This is a genomic window from Bradyrhizobium yuanmingense, from assembly GCF_029167105.1.
GTDB classification, from domain to species: Bacteria; Pseudomonadota; Alphaproteobacteria; order Rhizobiales; family Xanthobacteraceae; genus Bradyrhizobium; species Bradyrhizobium yuanmingense_A.
This window is the reverse complement of record NZ_JARFML010000045.1, coordinates 1-22,971: the sequence shown is the minus strand read 5'-3', so window position 1 is coordinate 22,971 and position 22,971 is coordinate 1. Positions and strand designations below refer to the sequence as shown.

Annotated in this window: 19 protein-coding genes; 6 read left to right on the top strand and 13 right to left on the bottom strand. The window is 65.4% G+C overall.

The window, feature by feature from the left end; genetic code table 11:
* Window positions 1–80: 80 nt before the first annotated feature.
* Together atzF and P0R31_RS35975 are read right to left on the bottom strand one after the other, a co-directional pair.
* Window positions 81–1,889, bottom strand: coding sequence for an allophanate hydrolase (atzF, locus tag P0R31_RS35980; RefSeq protein ID WP_275519565.1), 1,809 nt, complete (start codon window positions 1,887–1,889; stop codon window positions 81–83).
* Between the two features lie 185 nt (window positions 1,890–2,074).
* Window positions 2,075–2,581 carry a MarR family winged helix-turn-helix transcriptional regulator gene (locus P0R31_RS35975; RefSeq protein ID WP_275519563.1) on the bottom strand — a complete coding sequence of 169 codons (507 nt, stop codon included), beginning with the start codon at window positions 2,579–2,581 and terminating at the stop codon, window positions 2,075–2,077.
* 153 nt (window positions 2,582–2,734) lie between these two features.
* Here P0R31_RS35975 and P0R31_RS35970 point away from each other — a divergent pair, with 153 nt between their 5' ends.
* Entirely contained in the window at window positions 2,735–4,582 is a 1,848-nt protein-coding gene (locus P0R31_RS35970) for a feruloyl-CoA synthase (protein WP_275519561.1), read from the top strand.
* 345 nt (window positions 4,583–4,927) lie between these two features.
* On the opposite strand, the gene P0R31_RS35965 is transcribed toward P0R31_RS35970, so the two are convergent.
* Entirely contained in the window at window positions 4,928–5,434 is a 507-nt protein-coding gene (locus P0R31_RS35965) for a MarR family winged helix-turn-helix transcriptional regulator (RefSeq protein ID WP_275519560.1), read from the bottom strand.
* A gap of 83 nt (window positions 5,435–5,517) precedes the next feature.
* Between P0R31_RS35965 and P0R31_RS35960 the strand changes: the two genes are divergently transcribed.
* From P0R31_RS35960 to P0R31_RS35945, 4 genes are all read left to right on the top strand, one after another.
* Window positions 5,518–6,726, top strand: coding sequence for a cytochrome P450 (locus P0R31_RS35960; protein ID WP_275519558.1), 1,209 nt, complete (start codon window positions 5,518–5,520; stop codon window positions 6,724–6,726).
* A 12-nt stretch (window positions 6,727–6,738) separates the two neighbouring features.
* Window positions 6,739–7,062, top strand: coding sequence for a 2Fe-2S iron-sulfur cluster-binding protein (locus P0R31_RS35955; protein WP_275519556.1), 324 nt, complete (start codon window positions 6,739–6,741; stop codon window positions 7,060–7,062).
* A 55-nt stretch (window positions 7,063–7,117) separates the two neighbouring features.
* Entirely contained in the window at window positions 7,118–8,329 is a 1,212-nt protein-coding gene (locus tag P0R31_RS35950) for an ABC transporter substrate-binding protein (RefSeq protein WP_275519554.1), read from the top strand.
* 98 nt (window positions 8,330–8,427) lie between these two features.
* Window positions 8,428–10,092: a tannase/feruloyl esterase family alpha/beta hydrolase gene (locus tag P0R31_RS35945; protein WP_275519618.1), complete on the top strand. Its 1,665-nt coding sequence runs from the start codon at window positions 8,428–8,430 to the stop codon at window positions 10,090–10,092.
* A gap of 98 nt (window positions 10,093–10,190) precedes the next feature.
* On the opposite strand, the gene P0R31_RS35940 is transcribed toward P0R31_RS35945, so the two are convergent.
* Entirely contained in the window at window positions 10,191–11,453 is a 1,263-nt protein-coding gene (locus P0R31_RS35940) for an NAD(P)/FAD-dependent oxidoreductase (RefSeq protein WP_275519552.1), read from the bottom strand.
* A 298-nt stretch (window positions 11,454–11,751) separates the two neighbouring features.
* Between P0R31_RS35940 and P0R31_RS35935 the strand changes: the two genes are divergently transcribed.
* A complete protein-coding gene (locus tag P0R31_RS35935) occupies window positions 11,752–12,924 on the top strand; it encodes an ABC transporter substrate-binding protein (protein WP_275519550.1) in 1,173 nt (390 codons plus the stop codon).
* A gap of 161 nt (window positions 12,925–13,085) precedes the next feature.
* Here P0R31_RS35935 and P0R31_RS35930 read toward each other — a convergent pair whose 3' ends face one another.
* From P0R31_RS35930 to P0R31_RS35890, 9 genes are all read right to left on the bottom strand, one after another.
* Window positions 13,086–14,957, bottom strand: coding sequence for a bifunctional sugar phosphate isomerase/epimerase/4-hydroxyphenylpyruvate dioxygenase family protein (locus P0R31_RS35930; RefSeq protein WP_275519548.1), 1,872 nt, complete (start codon window positions 14,955–14,957; stop codon window positions 13,086–13,088).
* The gene (locus tag P0R31_RS35925; protein ID WP_275519546.1) at window positions 14,954–16,012 is read right to left on the bottom strand and encodes a Gfo/Idh/MocA family protein; all 1,059 of its coding nucleotides are present in this window, start codon (window positions 16,010–16,012) and stop codon (window positions 14,954–14,956) included. Before P0R31_RS35925 ends, P0R31_RS35930 begins: the two co-directional genes overlap by 4 nt.
* Window positions 16,009–16,746 carry an ABC transporter ATP-binding protein gene (locus tag P0R31_RS35920; protein WP_036020339.1) on the bottom strand — a complete coding sequence of 246 codons (738 nt, stop codon included), beginning with the start codon at window positions 16,744–16,746 and terminating at the stop codon, window positions 16,009–16,011. The genes P0R31_RS35925 and P0R31_RS35920 overlap by 4 nt, the downstream gene beginning before the upstream one ends.
* Window positions 16,747–16,755: 9 nt before the next feature.
* Entirely contained in the window at window positions 16,756–17,499 is a 744-nt protein-coding gene (locus tag P0R31_RS35915) for an ABC transporter ATP-binding protein (protein ID WP_275519544.1), read from the bottom strand.
* Window positions 17,496–18,494 carry a branched-chain amino acid ABC transporter permease gene (locus P0R31_RS35910; protein ID WP_275519542.1) on the bottom strand — a complete coding sequence of 333 codons (999 nt, stop codon included), beginning with the start codon at window positions 18,492–18,494 and terminating at the stop codon, window positions 17,496–17,498. The genes P0R31_RS35915 and P0R31_RS35910 overlap by 4 nt, the downstream gene beginning before the upstream one ends.
* Complete coding sequence (locus P0R31_RS35905) at window positions 18,491–19,366, bottom strand: branched-chain amino acid ABC transporter permease (RefSeq protein WP_275519540.1); 876 nt, start codon at window positions 19,364–19,366, stop codon at window positions 18,491–18,493. The genes P0R31_RS35910 and P0R31_RS35905 overlap by 4 nt, the downstream gene beginning before the upstream one ends.
* 217 nt (window positions 19,367–19,583) lie before the next feature.
* Window positions 19,584–20,714 carry an ABC transporter substrate-binding protein gene (locus tag P0R31_RS35900; protein WP_036001805.1) on the bottom strand — a complete coding sequence of 377 codons (1,131 nt, stop codon included), beginning with the start codon at window positions 20,712–20,714 and terminating at the stop codon, window positions 19,584–19,586.
* A gap of 56 nt (window positions 20,715–20,770) precedes the next feature.
* Entirely contained in the window at window positions 20,771–21,646 is an 876-nt protein-coding gene (locus P0R31_RS35895) for a shikimate dehydrogenase (protein ID WP_275519538.1), read from the bottom strand.
* A gap of 132 nt (window positions 21,647–21,778) precedes the next feature.
* Entirely contained in the window at window positions 21,779–22,717 is a 939-nt protein-coding gene (locus P0R31_RS35890; RefSeq protein WP_225128458.1) for a LysR family transcriptional regulator, read from the bottom strand.
* Window positions 22,718–22,971: the final 254 nt, after the last annotated feature.

Genomic DNA, 22,971 nt, shown 5'->3' with positions numbered 1-22,971 from the left:
AGCCGAAGGCGTAACCCATCACTGTTCACATCCGCAGAAACAGAAGAGGTGGGTTACGCTCCGCTAACCCACCCTACGAACTACGCCGTCGCAGCTTCCGCGATAAACTTCCGCCAGCCGCCATACGCCGTGATGTCCCGCGCATCGCCCAGCACTTCCGGCTCGACGAGGAATCCCTTCACGCTACGTCCGTCGGCGAGCCTGATCGTGCCGATCGCCATCGGCGCGGGGATCGCGTTGACGAACTTGCCGAAGGCGGACGATGACAACGACCAGATCTCCAGCTCGATGGCCGAGCCCGTGCCGGTCTCGACGCGTAACATGCCGGGCTTCGGCGGCGTCGTCTTGAGCGCATAGAGTTTGTAGTCGGGCGCGGTCTTCGTCGCCTCGACCAGCTTGCCATTCAGCGCGGTCAATTCCCCGTTCAGCGCCATGCCGGTGAGATGCGCGCCGACCACCGCAATCGGGATTTCATCGCCACTATTTGCGGGCAGTGGCGCGAGTGGGGTCTGCGCCACACCCTTCGCGCCGACCGTCAGTTTGGTATCGGCATGGAACACCCGTCCGATGCTGGCCAGCATTGCATCGCGCCCTGCGGGTGCCAGCAGCGTGATGCCGAAGGGAATGCCGTCGCTGCGCATCGAGGCCGGCACGGCGAGGCCGCAGAGGTCGAGCAGATTCACAAAATTGGTGTAGGTGCCGAGCCGGCTGTTGAGCTCGATCGGATTGGCGAGCACCTGTGCGGTCGTATAGGCCGTCGGCGCGGTCGGCAGCACCAGCGCGTCGATGTTGGAGAACGTGCGCTCTGCGATCTTGCGCAGGCCCTGCAGGCGATAGAGCGCCGAGAAGGTTTCCGCCGCCGTCAGCCGCGCGCCGGCCGCAGTGATCTCCCGCGTGACGGGGTGGATCGTGTCGGGCGCGGTCGCCAGCAGGTTCTTGATCACGAGGTAACGCTCGGCGACCCAGGGACCCTCATAGAGCAGCCGGGCCGTCTCGTAGAACGGCTCGAGGTCGAACTCGACCAGCTTTGCCCCGAGCGCGGTCCATCGCTTTAGCGCATCGCTGTAGGCGGCTTCCGCTTTCTTGTCGCCGAAGAAGATCAACTGGCCGTTGCGCGGCACGCCCAGGCGCAGGTTTGCCGGCATCGGTGTGATCGGCTGAAGCGGCCGGTCGCGCGAGAATGGATCGGCCTGGTCGGGGCCGGCCATCACCGACAGTGCGAGCGCGGCATCGTCCACCGTCAGTGCGAACACCGAGATGCAGTCGAGCGTGCGGCAGGCCGGCACCAGGCCTGCGGTCGAGATCATGCCGAGGCTCGGCTTCAGCCCGACGATATTGTTGAGCATCGCCGGCACGCGGCCGGAGCCGGCGGTGTCGGTGCCAAGCGACAGCGGCACCAGCCCGGCGCCGACCGCGGTGGCCGAGCCCGAGCTCGAGCCGCCGGGAATGAGATCCTCGCGAATCGAATTGCGGGGAATGCCGTAGGGCGAGCGGACGCCGACGAGGCCAGTCGCGAACTGGTCGAGATTGGTCTTGCCGATGATGATCGCCCCGGCCGCGCGCAGGCGCTCGACGGCGGTCGAGTCGTGCGTGGGCGTGTAGGAGAAAGCCGGGCAGGCCGCGGTGGTAGGGAAGCCCAGCGCGTCGATATTGTCCTTCACCGCGACCGGCACGCCGTAAAGCGGCAGGCTGGCAGCATCCGCCCGGGCCGCGAGCTTCTCCGCTTCCACGACCGCGTCCTTCTCATCGCGCAGGCTGATGAACACGGCGGGATCGTTGTGGTCGCGGATGCGCCGATAGGTCCGCGCGACCGTCTCGGCCGGCGTCGGCGTGCCCGCGCGGTGCGCGGCCACAATCGCGGCGATCGTTTCAGGCTGCTCGGCCCCCATGGCGGCAAAACTCCGGCAATTCGTCTTCGCCCGGAGTGAAGCAAGCGATGTGCCATTGTGTACAGAAACCGGGCAGGATGATCGTGCCGGATCCTATCGTGCGATCAGTGGCTTGGGGGATATTTCGGCCGGCGCTCGGTCGGTCGCCTCAGTGACCTATCTGCCCAAATCATGGGCAGTCGAGATCAGGTGAAGCCGGAGAGGATCCGGAGCAGCTGTGCCCGGTTCTCTTTGCCGATCTTCGCCTCGACGTGCCGCTCGTGCTCGGCTGCGAGCCGCTTGAATTTCGTCAGCGCCGTCTCGCCCTGCGCGGTGAGGTGCAGCGCATGCGAACGCCGGTCCTGCTTCGACCTGATCCGCTTCACCAGCTTGCGCTGCTCGAGGCTGTCGAGCAGGTGCACCAGCCGGGCGCGCTCGATGCCGAGGCGCTTTGCCACCGCCATCTGCGACAGGCCCGGATTGGCGCCGATCACGGTCAGCACCGAATATTGCGTCGGCCTGATGTCGACCTCGCCTAGCGTCTTGATGAAGTCCTGAAAGATCCAGATCTGGAAGCGCCGTACCGCATAGCCGGCGTGGCCGACCAGCGCGTCGAGGCCGATGTCGTCGGCGCCATTGCCTGGTGCTGCGCCGTTGCCGGCGCGCTTTCGCGGGGCGTGGCGGGTGTCGGCCCGGTCTGCTGTGGCTGTCACGTCGGTGTCTCCTGTCGCGCAACCCTAGCGCTCCTGGGTTCGAAGCGAAAGATTGTTGTTGACGACAACAATTGGCGTGCCCAACATTATAGGCCAAAGCAGCCCGGAACGAGGCCGCGGCCGATCCTGTAACCGGGATGGAGGAGGAAACACATGACAGTCGCCTCACATGGTGACGTTGCAGGGCTGTTCGCAACGCCCAGGACCGTCGCAGAGCATCGGCCCGACGGCAGCATCGTTCTGTGCTCGCCCGAGCCGCTCGGCGAGACTGCGCGCTGCACCGGCGATTGGCTGGAGCAATGGGCGCAGCAAAGGCCGGATGCGATCTTCCTGGCCGAGCGCGGCAATGTCGAAATGCCCTGGATCACCGTCACCTATGCGCAGGCGCTGCGGAAGGTGCGCGCTGCCGGGTCCTGGATCCTGGCGCAAGGGCTCAGCGCGGATCGCCCCGTCGCGATCCTCTCGGACAACAGCATCGATCATGCGCTGCTCGCGCTCGCCGCCCAGCATGTCGGCGTGCCCTCGGCGGCGATCTCGCCGGCCTATTCGCTGATGTCGAAAGATTTCGACAAGCTCAAGAGCATGATTGCGCTGCTCGATCCCGGCGCGATCTACGTCTCTGCGCTCCAGCCGTTCGCGCCAGCGCTGGCCGCCATCGAGCCGCTGCACAACGCGCAGATCATTAGTGGCAATGCCGATGACACTGAGGTGCTGGCGTTCCGCGCCATTGCGGCAACGCCCGAGACGCCAGACGTCGCAAGAGCCTTCGCCGCGGTGACGCTTGATACGATCGCAAAATTCCTGTTCACCTCGGGCTCGACCGGCACGCCGAAAGCCGTCATCAACACCCAGCGCATGCTGACGTCGAGCCAGCAGGCCAAGGCGCAGACCTGGACCTTCCTCGAACGGAGCCGCGATCTCGTCATTCTCGATTGGCTGCCCTGGAGCCACACCTTCGGCGCCAACCACAATTTCAACCTCGTGCTGCGCAACGGCGGCGCGCTCTACATCGATGGCGGCAAGCCCGCGCCCGGTCTGTTCGCGACCTCGCTCGCCAACCTCAGAAGCGTGATGCCGACGGTCTATTTCAACGTGCCGCGCGGCTTCGACATGCTGATCGCGGCGCTGCGCAGCGACGAGGAATTGCGCCGCCGCTTCTTCGGCGAGGTGAAATTCGCGTTCTATGCCGGCGCGGCGCTGCCGCAGAATCTGTGGGATGCTCTCGAAGAGCTCTCGCTCGAGACGGTCGGCCGCAAGCTGCCGATGGTCTCGGCCTGGGGCTCGACGGAAACCTCACCGCTCGCCACCGACTGTCATTTTCTCGCCGAGCGCTCCGGCAACATCGGCGTGCCCATTCCCGGCACCGAGCTGAAGCTCGTCACCTCCGGCGACAAGCTGGAGGTGCGGGTGCGCGGCCCCAACGTCACGCCCGGCTATTGGAAGGCACCGGAGCTGACCAGGCAAGCGTTCGACGCGGAGGGCTTCTACCTGATCGGCGACGCGGTGAAGCTTGCCGATAGCGCGCGGCCCGAGCGCGGCCTGTTCTTCGACGGCCGCGTTGCCGAAGACTTCAAGCTCAATTCCGGCACCTGGGTCAGCGTCGGCGGCTTGCGCGTTGCCGGCATCGCCGCGCTGGCGCCGCTGGCGCAGGACATCGTCGTCGCCGGTCACGGCGGCGACGAGGTGCGCTTCCTGGTGTTCCCGAACATCGTGGCCTGCCGCGCTGTTGCCGGTCTGCCCGAGACCGCGGCGGCCAGCGACGTGCTGGCGCATGACAAGGTCAGGGCCGCGATCGCCCAGGGTCTGGCGAAGCTCAAGCAGCAGAGCGGCAATTCCTCCGGCCACGCCACGCGCGCGCTGCTGCTCGCAGAGCCGCCGTCGGTCGACGGCGGCGAGATCACCGACAAGGGCTACATCAACCAGCGCGCCGTGCTGACGCGCCGCGCAGAGGCGGTGGCGCGGCTGAACGATGATGCGTCGGGTGAGTGGATCGGATTGTAAAGGCCGAGTTAGCGCCGCCACATTCCGCTGTCATTCCGAGGCGCGCCTCTTGGCGCGAGCCCGGAATCCATTTCACCGCAGGGGTGGTGCACGATGGATTCCAGGTTCGCGCTACGCGCGCCCCGGAGTGACGAGTGGGATACGCCAGCAACCCTGCCGCATTATCTTGCCGATTCTTTTGTTGCCTAGGCAACTAATTTGTGCGAACCGTTCCAGACAGAGATGACGGCGGGCGAACCGCCGCGTTCTTTTCTGGAGGAAGCAATGCGCGGCAGAAGGGGTGCCGTCGGCAAATGCCGGCGCATGATCGGGAGTGACGGGAGCTTGCGCGCCGCGCGCGACCCGTCAGGTGTCGATGCTGCCGGTCACTGCGCCGAGATTTTCGTGCAGCCGGCGCAAGAGATCGATCAGCACCTCGCGTTCGTCCTTACTGAGGCAGGACAACAGCCGCCGCTCGCGTTCGAACGCGGCCACGATCACCTTGTCATGGGTGGCGCGGCCCCTTGCCGTCAACGAGATCGAGTGGGTGCGGCCGTCGTTCGGGTCGGTGCGGATCGACACCAGCCCACGCTTTTCCAGCCCTGCCAGGGTCCGGCTCACCGGCCCCTTGTCGAAGCCGATGACGTGGCAGATGCGCGAGGCCGGGATGCCGGGTTCGATCGCCAGCAGCGACATGATCCGCCATTCCGTGACGTTGACGCCGAATTGCTTCTGATAGAACGCGGTCGCGCTGTTCGACAGCTTGTTGGCGATGAAGGTGATGAACGCCGGGACGTAACGGTCGAGATCGAGCGTCGGCCCTGCATCATGGGGCGCGGGCTTGTGGCGGGCTTTGGTCGAGGACGGCGGCATATCGGGTTTCTGTTTAGCGGCGGGCCCAAAGACCTAAGGGCATGCGTCGTCCTTTCACAAGATCAAAATGAGGGAGGTCTTCCATGACCGCATCCGGCTGCGCGGGATCGGGTGTCCCGCATCTCGACGTCGACCCCTTCGACATGAGCTTTCTTGCCGACCCCTATCCGGCGCATGAGCTGCTGCGGGAAGCCGCCCCCGTGGTCTATCTCGACAAGTGGAGCGTCTATGGCGTGGCGCGCTATGCCGAGGTCCACGCCGTGCTGAACGATCCCGCAACCTTCTGCTCCAGCCGCGGCGTCGGTCTGTCCGATTTCAAGAAGGAAACGCCGTGGCGGCCGCCGAGCCTGATCCTGGAGGCCGATCCGCCCGCGCACACCCGCACCCGCGCGGTCCTGTCAAAGGTGCTGTCGCCGACGGTGATGAAGCAGGTGCGCGACCGTTTCGCGGCGGCGGCGGAGGAGCGGGTCGACGCGCTGCTCGACCAGCGCAGCTTCGACGCGATCACCGACCTTGCCGAGGCCTATCCGCTGTCGATTTTCCCCGATGCGCTCGGCCTGATGCCGGAGGGGCGCGAGCATCTGATCCCTTATGCCAGCGTCGTCTTCAACGCCTTCGGCCCGCCCAACCGGTTGCGCCAGGAAGCGATCGAACGATCGGCGCCGCATCAGGCCTATGTTGCCGAGCAATGCCAGCGCGAGAACCTGGCACCCGGCGGCTTCGGAGCCTGCATTCATGCGCAGGTCGAAGAGGGCGCCATCACGGCCGTCGAAGCGCCGCTGCTGGTGCGCTCGCTGCTGTCGGCCGGTCTCGACACGACAGTCAACGGCATTGGCGCTGCCGTGTATTGCCTCGCGCGCTTTCCCGACCAATGGCAGCGGCTGCGCGACGACCTCACGCTCGCGCGCGGTGCCTTCGAGGAGGCCGTTCGCTTCGAGAGCCCGGTGCAGACCTTCTTCCGCACCACGACGCGGGAGGTCGAACTCTCAGGTGCGAAAATCGGTGAGGGTGAGAAAGTGCTGATGTTCCTTGCGGCCGCCAACCGCGATCCGCGGCGCTGGGACAAGCCCGACAGCTACGACATCACCCGCCGCGCCTCCGGCCATGTCGGCTTCGGCTCGGGCATCCACATGTGCGTCGGCCAGCTCGTCGCCCGCCTCGAGGGCGAGGTGATGCTGACGGCGCTGGCGCGCCGCATCGCGAGAATCGAGATCACGGGCGAGCCGAAGCGCCGTTTCAACAACACGCTGCGCGGGCTCGACAGCCTGCCGGTCACCATCACCCCCGCCTGACGAGGAGTCTTGATGCCCGACATCATCTTCATCCATGCCGATGGCAAGTCCAATCGCGTCGAGACTTCAGGCGGCGAGAGCGCGATGCAGGCGGCAACGCGCCACGGCCTCGACGGTATCCTGGCCGAATGCGGCGGCAATGCCATGTGCGCGACCTGTCATGTCTATGTCGACGAGAGCTGGCTCAGGCGTCTGCCCGACATGGCGGATGACGAGGACGCACTGCTCGACGGTACAGCCGCTGAGCGGCGGCCGAACAGCCGGCTGTCCTGCCAGATCAAGATCACGCCCGAGCTCGACGGCCTCGTGCTGAGACTGCCCGAGCGGCAGGTCTGATTTTTCTCAAATGCGCCGGCAAAGACCGGCAATCAATCAAACAGGGGAGGGAATGATGAAGCATCTGAAGTGGACGCTCGCACTGGCGGCGAGCCTGGTGACCGGCGCGGCGAGCGCCGAGATATCCGACAATGTCGTGCGCATCGGCGTGCTCAACGACATCTCCGGCATCTTCCAGGACACCAACGGCATGGGCTCGGTCGAGGCCGCGCGCATGGCGGCGGAGGATTTCAACGGCGGGGCTAAGGGCATCAAGGTGGAGATCGTCTATGCCGATCACCAGAACAAGGCCGATGTCGGCAACGCGATCGCGCGCAAATGGCTCGACGTCGAGGGCGTCGACGCCATCGTCGACGTGCCGAACTCGGCCGTCGGGCTCTCGATCAACGCGCTGCTGCGCGACAGCCGCATGACCTTCCTGGCGTCCTCGACCGCGAGCTCGGATCTCACCGGCAAGGCCTGCTCGCCCAACACCATCCAATGGGTCAACGACGCCTGGGCGACCGGCAACACCACCGCTGCGGCGATGATGTCGCGCGGCGGCAAGGACTGGTATTTCCTCACGGTCGATTACGCGCTCGGCAAGGGCATCGAGGCGGAGGCACAGAAATACATCGAGGGACACGGCGGCAAGGTGCTGGGCTCCTCCAAGCATCCGCTCGGCACCTCCGATTTCGCCTCCTTCCTGCTGCAGGCCCAGAGTTCGAAAGCGCAGGTGATCGGCCTTGCCAATGCGGGCGGCGACACCATCAACGCGGTGAAGCAAGCCGCCGAATTCGGCATCCAGCAGAGTGGGCAGAAGCTCGTCGCCTTCCTGCTCTTCATCAACGACGTTCACGGCATGGGCATCAAGGTCGCGCAGGGCCTCCAGCTCATGGAAGCCTTCTACTGGGACATGAACGATGATACCCGCGCGTTCGCCAAGCGCTTTGCTGCACGGCCCGGCATGAACGGCAAGATGCCGAGCGGCAATCAGGCCGGGGTCTATGCCTCCACGCTCGCTTATCTCAACGCGGTCGCGGCCACCGGCAGCGACAATGCCAAGCAGGTCGTGCCCGAGATGAAGAAGTTCAGGGGCAAGGACAAGCTGTTCGGCGACACCACAATCCGCCAGGACGGTCGCGTCATCCACCCGATGTACCTGTTCGAGGTGAAGAAGCCGGAGGAGTCGAAATATCCGTACGACTATTACAGGCTGGTCTCGACCATTCCCGCCGATCAGGCGTTCCGCCCGCTGGCGGAAGGCGGATGCGAGCTGGTGAAGTAACCTCCGATGCCGTGCGGCGGCACTTGCCAAACTAAGAAATGGAGGTAATAATTATAAGATATAACTAAATAGGGAGGACCGCCGTGAGGGCTGGCTTGATGTCAACGGCCGCGCTGGCCGCGCTTCTGGGATCGACCGCGCTGGCTCGCGCCGACGAGGGCTGCTCGCCGGTCACCACCGCTTCGCTCGGCACCTCGGGTGTCGAGATCACCGGGTCGAAAACGCAGGACGCCGCCAACGGTCTCCCCAAGCATTGCATCGTGACGGGCTTTGCCAACCGGCGCACCGGCGTCGATGGGAAATCCTATGCAATCGGGTTCGAAATGCGTTTGCCGGCCGAGTGGAACGGCCGCTTCCTGCATCAGGTCAATGGCGGCAATGACGGCGTGATCGTGCCCGCGCTTGGCAGCCTGCCAGAGGGGTTGGCCTTCGCCGGCACAGTGCCACTGGCACGCGGCTATGCCGTGCTGTCGTCGGACAGTGGTCATTCCGGCTCGGACCCCGCGAACAAATCGCTGGGCCTGACGGCCGGCGCGGCGTTTGGCCTCGATCCGCAGGCGCGGCGCGACTATGGCTATGCCGCCGACGTGACGCTGTCGCCGGTCGCAAAACAAATCATTGCCCTGCATTATGGGCGCAAGCCGGATCGCTCCTATATGGCGGGATGCTCCAACGGCGGGCGCCACGCCATGGTGGCGGCGTCGCGCATGCCGGAAAACTACGACGGCTTCCTCGTCGGCAATCCCGGCTTCGACCTGCCGCGCGCGGCGATCCAGCACGCATGGGACGTGCAGGCCTTCCTGAAAGTCGATCCCGATCTGCGCAAGTCCATTACCAAGGAGGACGCTCAGCTCGTTTCCTCGCGCATTACGGAGGCCTGCGATGCGCTCGACGGCGTCAAGGACGGGCTGACCGCCAATCTCGCCGCCTGTCAGAAGGCGTTCGATCTCAAGAGCCTGGTCTGCGCGCCGGGGCAGAACAGCGTTTGCTTGTCCGAGGCCAAGGTCGATGCCCTGAAGATGAGCCTCGCCGGACCGAAGAATTCGAAAGGTGAGGCGCTCTATTCCGACTGGCCACTCGATGGCGGCATCGGCACGGGCAATTGGCGCACCTGGAAGGTCGAGAGCCCGATCGCGCCCTGGAATAACTATCCGATCATCGCAACCATGGGCGCAGCGTCGCTGAACTACATCTTCTCGACACCGCCAGTCGTGGTGGAAGGCAGCAACGAGAAGCTGGTTGAGGCCCTCAAGGCCTATGACTTCGACAAGGACGCGCCGAAGATTTTCGCCAAGGACGCAACCTTCACGGAATCGGCCATGGACTTCATGACGCCGCCCGACGTGGACGATCCCAAGCTCGCATCGCTCCAGAAATCCGGCGGCAAGATGCTGATCTATCACGGCCAGGCCGATCCGGTGTTCTCGGTGAACAACACCATCCGCTGGTACGACCGCCTCAACAAGAACCTGCAGGGCCACGCCAACAGCGTCGCGCGCCTGTTCACGATTCCCGGCGAAACCCATTGCGGTGGCGGCGTCACCCTGGACAAGTTCGATGCGCTGGCTGCGCTGACCGACTGGGTGGAGAACGGCAAGGCGCCCGACCGCATCATCGCGTCGGCCAGTCCCGCCAACAAGGAAGTCCCCGCGTCCTGGAGCCCAGGCCGGACGCGGCCGCTCTGCCCGTATCCGAGCTACGCCGCGTATGCCGGCCAGGGCGACAGCGAGGACGCCGCGAATTTCGTTTGCAAGGCGCCGTAGCTCGTTGCTCGTTGCGTACGGGCGGTCTCATGCCCCCGACGCGGTGCAGCGCGAAGCGTCATTTCATGCCGCGCCGCGTCCGGGACACGAGAGCATCGTTACACCACCTTGCTCGACCCCTGCGTGATCAGCCGCGCCGCGCGCTGGTCCCGGGCGTAGATCCAGAGCCAGCTCAGCGCGACGCTGAGGCGGTGGCGCAGGCCGATCAGGAAGTAGATGTGGGCGATGCCCCAGATCCACCAGGCGATGGTGCCCCGCAGCTTGATCCTGCCGAAATCGATGATCGCGAGCCGCTTGCCGATCTGCGCGAGGTTGCCGGCATGCTTGTAGCGGAACGGACCCGTTGCGGCGCCGCGCAGGCGTGCCTTGACGGTCTCGGCGACGTAACGGCCCTGCTGCTTGGCGGCCGGCGCGATGCCGGGCACCGGCTTGTCGTCCCAAGCGTTGATGCTGACGGTATCTCCGATCGCGAAGATCTCGGGATGGCCTGATATGGTGAGGTCGGCCTCGACCAGCACGCGCCCGGCGCGATCGCTGGGCGCGCCCAGCCATTCGGCGGCGGGCGAGGCGCGCACGCCGGCCGCCCAGATCCGCGTCTTGGCCTCGAGCAGCTTGCCGCCGAACACGACGCCCTCGCGGTTAATCTCGGTCACGGCCTGCCCGAGCACGACCTCGACGCCGATCTTTTCCAGCGAGGCTTGGGCGTAGGCCGAGAGCTCGTCGGGAAAGCCGGCGAGCACGCGCGGGCCCGCCTCGATCAGCACGACGCGGGCCTTGTGCGTGTCGATGTTGCGGAAGTCGGCGGGCAGAGTGTGATGCGCCATCTCGGCGATGGTGCCGGCGAGCTCGACGCCGGTCGGGCCGGCGCCGACGATCACGAAGGTCAACCGCGCCGCGCGCCGCTTCGGATCGGTCTCGCGCTCGGCGCGCTCGAACGCCACCAGGATGTGCCGGCGCAAGGTGGTCGCATCCTCCAGCGTCTTCAGGCCGGGCGCGAACTGCTCCCATTCATCGTGGCCGAAATAGGCGTGCCGCGCGCCGGTGGCCAGCACCAGCGTGTCATAGGGCACCTCGCTGCCGTCGTCGATCAGCACGCAGCGTCGCTCGGTATCGACGCCGCTCACGGTGGCGAACAGCGTCGTCACCTCGCGCCGGTCGCGCATGAGATGACGTATCGGCCAGGCGATCTCGCTGGTTGCGAGCGAGGCGGTCGCGACCTGGTAGAGCAGGGGCTGGAACAGATGATGATTGCGGCGGTCGATCAGCGTGATCTCGACGGGAGCGCCCGCAAGCCGGTAAGTCGCCTCCAGCCCGCCGAAGCCGGCGCCGACGATGACGACGCGATGGGGATTTGCGGCCATGATTTAACCCTCGAATCTCGCTGCTGCGCTTCTCCATTTAAGTGCGGATTGGGCGCCGCGGTCCAATAGAGGTCATCAATCGTCGCATAGGCCTGATGTATCGATCCGACGCGAAAAAGCGCCGCGGCCTCCGTCCAAGTGAGTAGAATTATAATTCTTGCCATCTCCAATCGGAGCGAAATATGGTGCAGGGCGGGCGCTGAGCCATTGGCGGCGCGACAGATTTTGCGTTCAATAGAGACAGGCCTGGAGCGGCGATCACCCCGCTTCCAGGACCGATAATTAAGGAGGGAGCGTTATGAGGACGGCATTCTGGCTGGCGGGCGCAGCGGCGCTGGTGCTGGCAAATCAGGCATTCGCCGGAGACACCATCAAGATCGGCTTCGTCTCCACTTTCAGCGGCCCGACCGCCGTGATCGGCAACGACATGCGCAATTCCTTCGAGCTCGCGCTCGATCATCTCGGCCGCAAGATGGGCGGCAAGCCGGTGGAGGTGATCTACGAGGACGACGGGCAGAAGCCCGACGTCGGCAAGCAGAAGACCGAGAAGCTGGTGCAGTCGGACAAGGTCGACTTCATCGTCGGCTATATCTGGTCGAACGTGCTGCTCGCTTCGCTCAAGACCGCGGTCGATTCGAAGACCTTCCTGATCTCTGCCAATGCTGGGCCGTCGCAGCTCGCGGGCGAGCTGTGCTCGCCTTACGTGTTCTCGACCTCCTGGCAGAACGACCAGACCCCGCAGGCGGTCGGCACCTATATGAACCAGAAGGGTGTCAAGTCGGTGTTCCTGATCGGCCCGAACTATGCCGCCGGCAAGGACATGCTGGCCGGCGTCAAGAGCACCTTCAAGGGTCAGGTCGTGGGTGAGGAATACACGGTGTGGCCGAGCCAGCTCGACTTCTCCGCCGAGCTCTCCAAGGCGCGTGCCTCCGGCGCCGAGTCGATCTTCGTGTTCTACCCGGGTGCTGCGGGCGTGCAATTCCTCAACCAATATGCGCAGGCGGGGCTGAAGAGCACGATGCCGCTCTACACCGCCTTCACCATCGACGAGCTCTCGCTGCCGCTCCAGAAGGAGAATGCGCTCGGAGTGCCCGGCGCGCAGCAATGGGTCAACGACCTCCCCAACGAGCAGAACAAGCGCTTCGTCGCCGACTACCGCAAGAAGTATCCCGGCCTGCGCCCGACCTTCTACGGCGCGCAGTCCTATGACGCCGCGAACCTGATCAACAGCGCCGTCGACGCCGTGAAGGGTGACACCTCCAAGAAGGACGAGATGAAGGCCGAGATGGAGAAGGCCAACTTCAAGTCGGTGCGCGGCGCGTTCAAGTTCGGCAACAACCACATCCCGATCCAGAACTTCTACCTGCAGGACGTGGTCAAGGATTCCGAAGGCCAGCTCGCCCTGAAGACCGTCGCCACCATCGTCGAGAACGACCAGGATCGCTTCCACGAGAAGTGCAAGATGAAGTGAGGCTTTGCCTCTCCCTCTCCCCGTTCTTACGGGGAGAGGGCCTCCTAGCTATCTCCTCCGTCATTGCGAGCGCAGCGAAGCAATCCAGAATCTGTCCGCGGAGAGATTCTGGATTGCTTCGTCGCAAGAGCTCCTCGCAATGACGGCGTGGAGAGAGTGTCCTACACCCTCGGCATGCTTGCCGGGCGTACCTCGCGCGCTTGCGCTGCCAGCCTGATGCCGGCGTTGGCCGCGCCAAAACCCTGATAATTCCTGCGCTCGACGATCTCGAAGAAGAAGCGCTCGTCGAAGATGTGGGTGTAGACCTGGAAGAACTCGCCGTCGCCTTCGCGGTCGTAGAGGATGTGGTTGGCGCGCAGCTGCGCCATCAGCTCGGGCCCAAGATCGTATTTGGCTTCGATGTCGTCGTAGTAATTGTCGGGGATATCCAGGAAGTCCGCGCCGCGCCGGCGCATCGCCGCGACCGCCGCAAAAATGTCCTGACAAGCGAAGGCGACGTGCTGCACGCCCGAGCCGAAGAACTCCGAGATGAAGCGTGCCGGCAGGGTGCGGTTGGCGGAGGAGCCGTTGAGCACGAAGCGCAGGCTCTGGTCGGCGTTGACGATGGCCTGACTCTGCACGAGGCCCCTGGGGTCGGCGATCTCCATCTGCGGCAGGCGCTTCAGATCGAGAATGCCGGTGTAGAACAACAGCCAAGTCAGCATCTCGTCATAGGGCATCGACTGCGCGATGTGATCGACGGCGACCAGCGCATCGGCGCTGGCGTCGCTTGCAACAGGCTCGAAATCGGTGTCCCAGTTCTTGCCGGCCTGGTCGAGAAAATAGAGCAGGCTGCCGCCGACGCCATGGATCGCGGGAATCTCGAGCTCGCCCGGCCCGACCGGCTGGTAGAAGGTGCGCGCCTTCAGCGTCTCGGCACGCTGCATGGCGCGGTCGGCGTCGTCGACGTCGAGCGCGATGGCGCAGACGCCGGGCCCGTGGGTGACATAGTGCGAATGCGCAAAGCCGTCGGTCTCGCAATTGACGACGAGCTCGACCTTGCCCTGCGACCAGCGCTCCACCGCCTTGCTGCGGTGCTGGCCGGTCTTGCGAAAGCCGAGCTGTGAGAACAGGCGGGCAAGCTCGGCGGCCTTGCTCTCGTTGACGGCAAACTCGATGAAGCCGGTGCCGCGGCTCTTCGCCTTCGGGGCCAGCGCCTTGCCGGCGAAATTCGGCCAGTCCGGTGCGAGCTGGTCCTCCAGCAGGATCAGCGAGCGCAGGCCATCGACTGCGGTCTGTGCGGCCGAGCCGGCGCGGAACTGGTCGTTGAAGATCTCCAGCGACAGCGGTCCGGCGTAGCCGGTCGCCGCGATCGCCGCCATGAACGCGCCGACCGGAAGGTCGCCCTGGCCGGGGAAGGAGCGGAAGTGCCGGCTCAACGACAGGATGTCGAGCTCGATCCTTGGCGCGTCGGCGAGCTGCACCAGAAAGATCTTGTCGCCGGGGATCGAGGCCATGGCGCGGGTCGGAAAGCCAGGTGCCAGCGCATGAAAGCTGTCGAGGATGACGCCAATCGCGGGATGATCGGCGCGCCGCACGATCTCCCAGGCGTCGCGATAATCGTTGACGTGGCGGCCCCAGGCCAGCGCCTCATAGCCGACGCGCAAACGACGTTTGGCGGCGCGCTCGCCAAGCTCGCGAAAATCGTCAGCCGCGCGGTCGATGCCGCCGAGCGCGGCGGGCGAGACGTTGGAGCAGATCAACAACAGATCGGTGCCGAGCTCCTGCATCAGGTCGAACTTGCGCTCGGCGCGGGCGAAGTTGCGCGCGCGCTGCGGCTCCGGCATGCCCTCGAAATCGCGGAACGGCTGGAACGCACAGATCTCGAGATTGAGGTCTGCGCACATCTTCGCGATATCGCGTGGGCCGGCGCCGAACGACAGCAGATCGTTCTCGAAGATCTCGACCGCATCGAAGCCGGCGGCGGCGATGGCGCGGAGTTTTTCGTCGAGGCTGCCGGAGAGGGAGACGGTGGCGATCGAGCGCTTGTTCATGCGGCCTGCTCCATGATCTGCCCCGGCGAGATCGTTTGCCCCGTGCGCGCGGCCTCGCCGACGGCTTCGACGACGGCAAGCGTTCCCATCGCGTCTTCGACCGGGATCAGCGGTTGTTCGCGGCCGGAGATCATTGCGCAGAAATGCCGGAGCTGCTCGACCAGCGGATCGAACGCGGGCGGCGCGATGGTCGCGCGCGACAGCGGCGCGTACCAGCCGGGCTGCTCCGTGTATGACCACAGCTCCATGTTCGGCACGGAGAGCGAACCTGCAGTCCCTGCGAAGATGTAGCAGGGCTGGTCCTGCCTGGGATAGGCTGGGTTCTCGCCCGAGGAGAGTTCCCAGCTCCACGGCGCCGGCGTCGCATCCGACACGGTCACCGTGCCCAGCGCGCCGCTCGCAAAGCGCAGCAGCAGCGCGGCGGTGTCTTCGACGGCGAAGCCGCGCACCTTGTTCGAGGTCAGCGCCTGCACCTCGACGATCTCACCGCAGATAAAGCGGAGATTGTCGATGTCGTGGATGAGATTGATCAGCAGTGGCCCGCCGCCTGCCTCGCGCCGCCAGGCGACTTCGAAATAATCGTCGGGCTTCTTGAGGAGCCACAGCCCGACCACGGCCGTGAGCTGGCCGAGCTTTCCGTTCGTCACGGCCGCGCGGGCCGACTTGATGATCGGATTGTGCCGCCGGTGGTGGCCGACCAGCATCGGCACGCCGGTGCGTCTCACCGCCGCGCACAGGCGCTGCGCGGTGGCAACCGTCTCGGTCACCGGCTTCTCGATCAAAGCCGGTATGCCGGCTTCGGCGCAGTCGAGCGCCATCGGCAAGTGCAGCGTGTTGGGCGAGGCAATGACGAGGCCGTCGGGCTTCTCTTCTGCCAGCAGCGCGCGATGGTCCGCGTAGCAGGGCACGCCATGCGCCAGCGCATAGTCCTTTGCGGCGGGCGAGGGGTCCGCGATGCCGGCGAGCTCGCAATCCCGGGAGGACTCGATCAACTCGATATGGCGGCGGCCGATCAGGCCGGCGCCGGCCACGGCGATCCGCATCTTCGCGCTCATGCCGCGCTCTCCTCCATGGCGCCGCCGAGGAAGAGCTGCCCGATGCGCGGATCGTTCAGAATGCGCCTGGCGTCATCGACCATGCGGGTCTGGCCAAGCTCCAGCACGATGCCGATGTCGGAGATCTCCAGCGCCGAGCGCGCGTTCTGCTCGATCATCAGGATGGTGACGCCGCGATCGCGCAAGCTCTTGAGGATGTCGAAGGTCTGCTGCACCATCAGCGGTGACAGGCCGATCGAAGGCTCGTCGACCAGCACCAGCTTCGGCTCGAGCAGCAGCGAGCGGGCGATCTCGAGCTGCTTCTGCTCGCCGCCGGACAACGTCGAGGCTTGCTGCGCGGACTTGCGCCGCAATGCCGGAAACAGGTCGAGCGCCGCCTCGATCCGCTTGGGCAGGTCGAGGCCCTTGTCGGCGGCGACGCCGCCGAGCTCGATGTTGTGGCGCACCGACAGCTCAGGAAAGATGTTGCGGCCTTGCGGCACGTAGCAGATGCCGGCGTTGAGCAGCGCGCGCTGGCTCAAATTGGTGACGTCGCGGCCGGCGAAGCTGATCTTGCCTTCGCGCAGTTTGAGCAGGCCGAAGATGGCCTTGAACACCGTCGATTTGCCGGCGCCGTTCGGACCGATGATCGTCGTGATCGTTGCTGAAGGAACGGCAAACGTCGTGCCGTTCAAGATCGTCATCTTGCCGTAGCCGCCGACGAGATTGTGGACCGAGAGAATGGGATCGCTCATTACGCGCTCCTAATGTCCGAGATAGGCTTCGATCACGGCGGGGTTTTTCCGCACCTCACCGGGCCGGCCCATCGCCAGCACCTTGCCTTCCGCCATCACCATCACGCGCGAGCACAGCGACATCACGAACTCCATGTTGTGCTCGATCACGACGAAGGTGGCGTTCTTCTCGCGGTTGATCGCGACCAGGCGTTCCTTGAGGTCCGCCAGCATCGACGGGTTGACGCCGCCGGCTGGCTCGTCGAGCAGCACCAGGCGCGAGCCGCCCATGAAGGCCATGGCGGCATCGAGCAGTTTTTGCTGGCCATAGGAGAGACCCCCAGCCGGCTCGTCGGCGAGATGATCGAGCTTGAAGAAGCCGATCATCTGGTTGGCGGCCTCCGTCAGCCCGGCATCGGAGCGGCCGACCAGGCGCGAGGCCATGTTGCCCTGGTGCTCCTGTCCGGCGAGGATCAGGTTCTCGCGCACCGAGAGCTTTGGGAATACCTGCAACAGCTGGAAGGTGCGGCTGACCCCGAGCTTGTTGAGCTCGGAAGGGCGCAGGCCCGTGACGACCTGCCCGTCGAGCTTGACCTCGCCGCCGGTCGGCGTGAGCTGGCCGAGGATGCAGTTGAACAGCGTGGACTTGCCGCAGCCGTTCGGCCCGATCAGGCCGAGGATCTCGCCCTCGCGTACGTCGAACGAGACCCCGTTGACCGCGTGGATGCCGCCAAAGCTCTTCTTGATGTCGGTGACCTCGAGGACCGCGCTCATTGCACCGTCTCCAGGCGCGACTTTGCGACGGCGCGCAGCGCGGAAGCCGCCTTGGTGCGGCGTTCGGCGAGATATCGGTCGAGGATTCCGAGAATGCCGGTCGGCGACCAGATCAACAGCAGCATCACGGCGATGGCGTAGAGCATCAGATAATAGCCTTCCGTGAAGCGCAGCCATTCCGGCAGCAGCACCGCGATCATCGCTCCCAGGAACGGACCGAAATAGAAGCCGGCGCCGCCGACGATCACCATCAAGAGGAGGTCGAGCGAGAGCGACAGGTTGAACGGCACGGGATCGATATATTGCGTCAGCGGCGCATAGAGCGCTCCGGCGACGCCGCCGAGCCCCGAACCGATCGCGAAGGCCATCAGCGTGTAGCGGCGGGTATCGACGCCGAGGGATTGCGCGCGCAACGGATTCTCGCGGAGCGCCATGAAGGCACGGCCCCAGGGCGAACGGATCAGCCACCACACCGCAAGCGAGACGATCGCGAGCGAGCCGAGGCAGACATAGTAGAAGGGCAGCGGCTTGTTGGTCGCGATTCCGAAGATGTGCGGACGCGGAATGTTGGAGATGCCGTAGATGCCGCCGGTCAGCCAGCTCTCGTTGCGGAACACCAGGAAGGCGAGGGTGGAAAAGGCGAGGGTGACGAAAGCGAGGTAGTGGTGCTGCACGCGCAGTGCAGGATAGCCGAGCACCCAGCCGATCGCAAAGCTCAAGACGATCGCCACCAGGATAGCCGCCGGCAGCGGCCAGCCATGCGTGGTCATGATCGCGGCCGCATAGGCGCCGATGCCGACGAAGGCGCCTTGCGCCAGCGAGACCTGGCCGGCATAGCCGAGCGTGAGATTGAGCCCCATCGCGGCGATGCTCATCACCGCCCATTGGCTGAGGATGAACAGGCCGTAGCGGTTGAAGTTCATGGGGACGACGATCAGCGCGGCGACGATGGCAAGGCCGAGCGCGATCTTCAAGGGTTTGGCGAAGTCGCTCATACGGTGCGCTCCTCGGCACGGCCGAGCAAGCCCTGCGGCCGGAACAGGATGACGGCGATCAGGAACAGCATCGGCACGGCGGCGCGGTACTGCGTCGAGACATAGGCCGCCGCGAGATTGTCCAGCACGCCGATCAGCAGGCCGCCGGCGATGGCGCCGCGCACCTGGTTGAAGCCGCCGACGATCGCGGCGATGAAGGCGGCCTGGCCCAGCACCTCGCCGGACGAGAATTTTGCGAGATAGATCGGCGTGATCAGCAGCGAGGCCAGCGCCACCAGGAAGGCGTTGATCAGGAAGGTCAGCAGGATCATGCGCTCGACCGGGACGCCGATGATGCGGGCGACCGTCGGATTCTGCGCCGCCGCCTGCATCTGGTGGCCGAGCGAGGTGCGGCTGAGCAGCGTGGTCAGGCCGAGAACGGCGAGGATGGCGACCGCGAGCACGCCGATGCTTTGCAGCGATACCGCATGGCCGAGGATGGAGACGTCGCCGGTCGGCACGATCGAGGGGAAGGGCGAGGCTTCCGCGCTGTAGAACTGCTTGACGGATTCCTTGATGCCGATCGCGAGCGCCATGGTCGCGATCGCCAGCGGCAGCACGCCATGGCGCATCATCGGGTCCACCAGCAGCATCTTGAAGGCGAGGCCGAGCAGGATGATCGACAAGAGGATGCCGAGGATGATCGCGAGCCAGAACGGCGCGCCCACATGCATCGTCGCCAGCATCAGGAACGCCGGCAGCATCACGAACTCGCCTTGCGCGAAATTGATGGTCTGCGAGGTCTGCCACAGCAATGTGAATCCGACCGCGACCAGCGCGTAGATGGCGCCGGTGGCGAACCCCGCGACCAGTAGATCGAATAGGTTGGACATGTTCCCCTCTTTCCTTCCCTCTCCCCGCTCTCTTTCCTCTCCCTCTCCCCGTACTTACGGGGAGAGGGTTGGGGTGAGGGGCTGTCTCCGCGTACTCGATTGTCACCGTCGTCGCGGAAGCAGCCCCTCACCCCGCCCTCTCCCCGCGAAGGGGCGGGGAGAGGGAGATGAAAGATCTCTCCCCGCGAAGAGCGGGGCGCGGGAGAAGAGCCACGCTTCACTTCACCTTGGGCAGCACTTGCTTCACCACCTGCTTGCCTTCGACCACCTCGACCAGGAAGCTCTGGCGGTCGATGTCGCCGGTGTCGCTGAAGGTGACGTCCATCAAAATGCCCGGCTCGTCCGCGGCCTTGATGGTGAGGCCGTGCAGCGTGTCGGCGAACTTCTTCGGGTCGACCTTGCCCATCTTTTCCGTGGTGGCCTTCACCATGTAGACGGCGAGATAGCCCTTCAGGCCGTTATGGTCGGGGACGTAATTGTACTTCTTGGAGAACTTCTCGCGGAACGCCTTGACCAGATCGACCGGCGCGTCGGTGGTGAGGCCGACATGGCCGCGCGCGCCGTTGGCGGCATCGCCGGCGAGCTCGATCACCTTCTGGCCGATCAGCGTGGTCTCGCCCATCAGCGGCGCGGTGACGCCCTGGCGCTTCAGCTCCTTCAGGATGCGCGCGCTCTCTTCCTCATTCAGATAGACGAACACGGCATCGGGATTGGCGGCCTTGATCTTGCCGACGTCGGCGGCGAAGTCGGCCTGGCCTGCCTCGGTGGAGAGATCGGCGACGACCTTGGAGCCGAGTCGGTCGAGCTCCTTGACCACGACGTCGCGGCCACCGCGGCCGAAATCGTTGTTGACCCAGACCACCGCAACGGTCTTCGCCTTCATCTCGTCGTGGATGTATTTTGCGACCTTCGGCATTGAGGATTGCTGGCCGAAGGAGGTGCGGAACAGGAACTTGTTACCGGTCTGCGTCAGCTCGGCGGCCTCGCCGCCCATGATCTGCGCGATGCCGGCTTCGGCCGCGAGCGGCGCGGTCACCTTCACCGAGCCGGAATAGCCGGGTCCGAGCAGCACATAGGGCTCGGCGTCGAGTGCCTTCTGCACCTGGGCGCGCGCCACCCCGGGGTTGGACTGCGAGTCGGCGTGGCTGACCTCGAGCTTGCGGCCGAGCACGCCGCCCTTGGCGTTGATCTCCTCGATCGCGAGGTCGATGCCGTTCTTCCAGTTCGTGCCGACGGTGGCGCCGCCGCCCGAGAGCTCCGCGACGTTGGCGAGCTTGATCGCCTGGGCAAAGGCGCCCGTTGCGGTCATGACGGTGAGCAATGCGCCCACCACTAGCGTTGATTTCATCGTCCTCTCCTCCCGTTTCAAATCTTGCAAGCGGCCTTGTATCCGGCCGCTTCGCCTCAAGCTGCCTGATAGGCGGCGCTGCGCGCTGCCATCACGGCGTCGAAAGCCTCTCCCATGATCTCGGTGGATGGGGCAAGGCCTGTGAACAATTCGAAGGCGTCGGCGGCCTGGTAGATCGCGAGGTCGCGGCCGGTCATGATCTTCGCGCCTTTGTCTCGCGCTGCGGCCAGCAGCGGCGTGATCAGCGGCGAATAGACGGCGTCGGCGACCCATAGGTCCGCCCTGAGCAGTCCCGCCGGCACCGGCGTGTCACGGTTCGGCAGCATGCCGACCGGCGTGCCGTTGACGAGACCGGTCGCGCCGTCGAGCGCATCCTCGACGCTGGCGGCGACGCGGGCGCCGCGCGGGGCGAGCATGACGGCCAGTTTCTCGGCGCGCGCCGGTTCGCTGTCGAAAATGCGGATGTCGGCAACCTTCAGGCTCGCCAGCGCAAACGCGATGGCCTTGCCGACGCCGCCGGCGCCGATCAGGGCGATGGCGTTGCCGGAGGGCGCCAGCAACGGCCCCACCGCCCGCGCGAAACCCGTGGTGTCGGTGTTGTGGCCGGTCAGCCGACCATCCCTGACGACGACGGTGTTGACGGCGCCCATGCTGGCTGCGCCCGGCGCCAGCGCGTCGAGCAGCGGCACGACAGCTTCCTTGTAGGGGTAGGTGACATTGACGCCGGCAAAGCCGAGCCGCCGGACGCCCTCGAGCATCATGCGCAGCCCGGCCGCATCGGCGCCGGCGACCTCGATGAGCTGGTAATGGCCGCGCAGGCCGAGCGCCTCGGCGGCGCGCTCATGCATGGCGGGCGAGGCGGAATGCGCGATCGGGGCGCCGATCAGGCCGGTGAGGAGCTTCTTGCTGGCGGCGTATCCGCGTTTCGACATGGTTCGCTATCGTCTCAAAGGGAGCGTCCGGCCCCGGCCATTAGCGGGGAAATCCGTGCAATTCCAGCTACGACGATAGCCTTTCCCCCGCCTAACACAATTACCCTTTTATCTGGCAAACCTAACATCATGTTATTTCTTCCGCCCGCGTGCCGGGGCGGTCTTGCCACTGCCGCGGGACGGCTCGACCGCGCGCATCTCGGTGCGCAGGGCCTCGATGAAGTACTCCGCATGCAGCGACAGCGGCGTGCCGCGCTTGACCGCGATGTAGGTGTCGAACCGCGTCGGCTCGGCGATCTTCAAGAGCTCGATGCCGGGATAGCCGCCATGGGCGACGGTGAACTGGTCGATGATGGCGATGCCGAGCCCCGCCTTCACCAGCGCGCAGACCGTGGTGCCGAAGCGCGCGCGGATGGTGATGTTGTAGTCGAGCCGATGGCGCGCGAAGATCCCGGCCATGATCCGGCCGTAAGGGTCGTTGGGATCGATGCCGATCAGCGGATAGCGGGTGATCTCGGCGGCGGAGACCTGCTTGCGGCCGGACAGCTCGTGGCCGGGCGGAACGATGCAATAGAGCTCGCCCGAGGCGAGCGGCATGAAGTCGAGCCCGGAATGCTCGAGCCGATAGCTCATCGCCACGCACTCGCCGCGGCCGAGCATCAGGTAGTCGATGGCTTCCTCGAGCTTGAGGATGTTGATGTCGATGCCGAGATCGGGATAGCGGCGGCGGACGCGCTCGATGGCGCGCGGCACCATCACCTGCGAGATGCTCGGCACCGAGCCGATGCGCAGCTCCGAGAGGCCCCCGCGGCCGATCTTGGAGATGATCTCGGAGAGGTCGTCGACCTTCTTGTAGACGCCGTTGATCTGCTCGAAGATGTTCTCGGCCTCCGGCGTCGGGAAGTAGCGCCCGTTCTGGCGCTGGAAGAAGCGGATGCCGAGCGAGCGCTCGGTGTATTTGACGAGGCGGCTGATCCCCGGCGCCGAGACGTTGAGCAGCTTCGCCGCACCGCCGATGGTGCCCGTCACCATCACGGCACGGATCACTTCGACCTGGCGCAGCGTCATCATGGCCCTGAAATGTCCCTGGCATCGACAAGAGATCGCGGCGGCGATCATCTCACGAGAGATGCGATGTCATCCAGCGGCAAGTGTGTGTCGATGTGGCCGGAGGCTGGCGGTTTCCCTCTCCCCTTGTGGGCCTGTTGCGTAATTCGCCATTTGTGATTCCCTAGGGCAAAGCCTTGGAGGGTAGCGATGGCAGTGAAGCAGACGGGGCAGCCGAGTTTTATTGAGGGGTGGCTGCCGAAGGGAGCCGGGGCCAA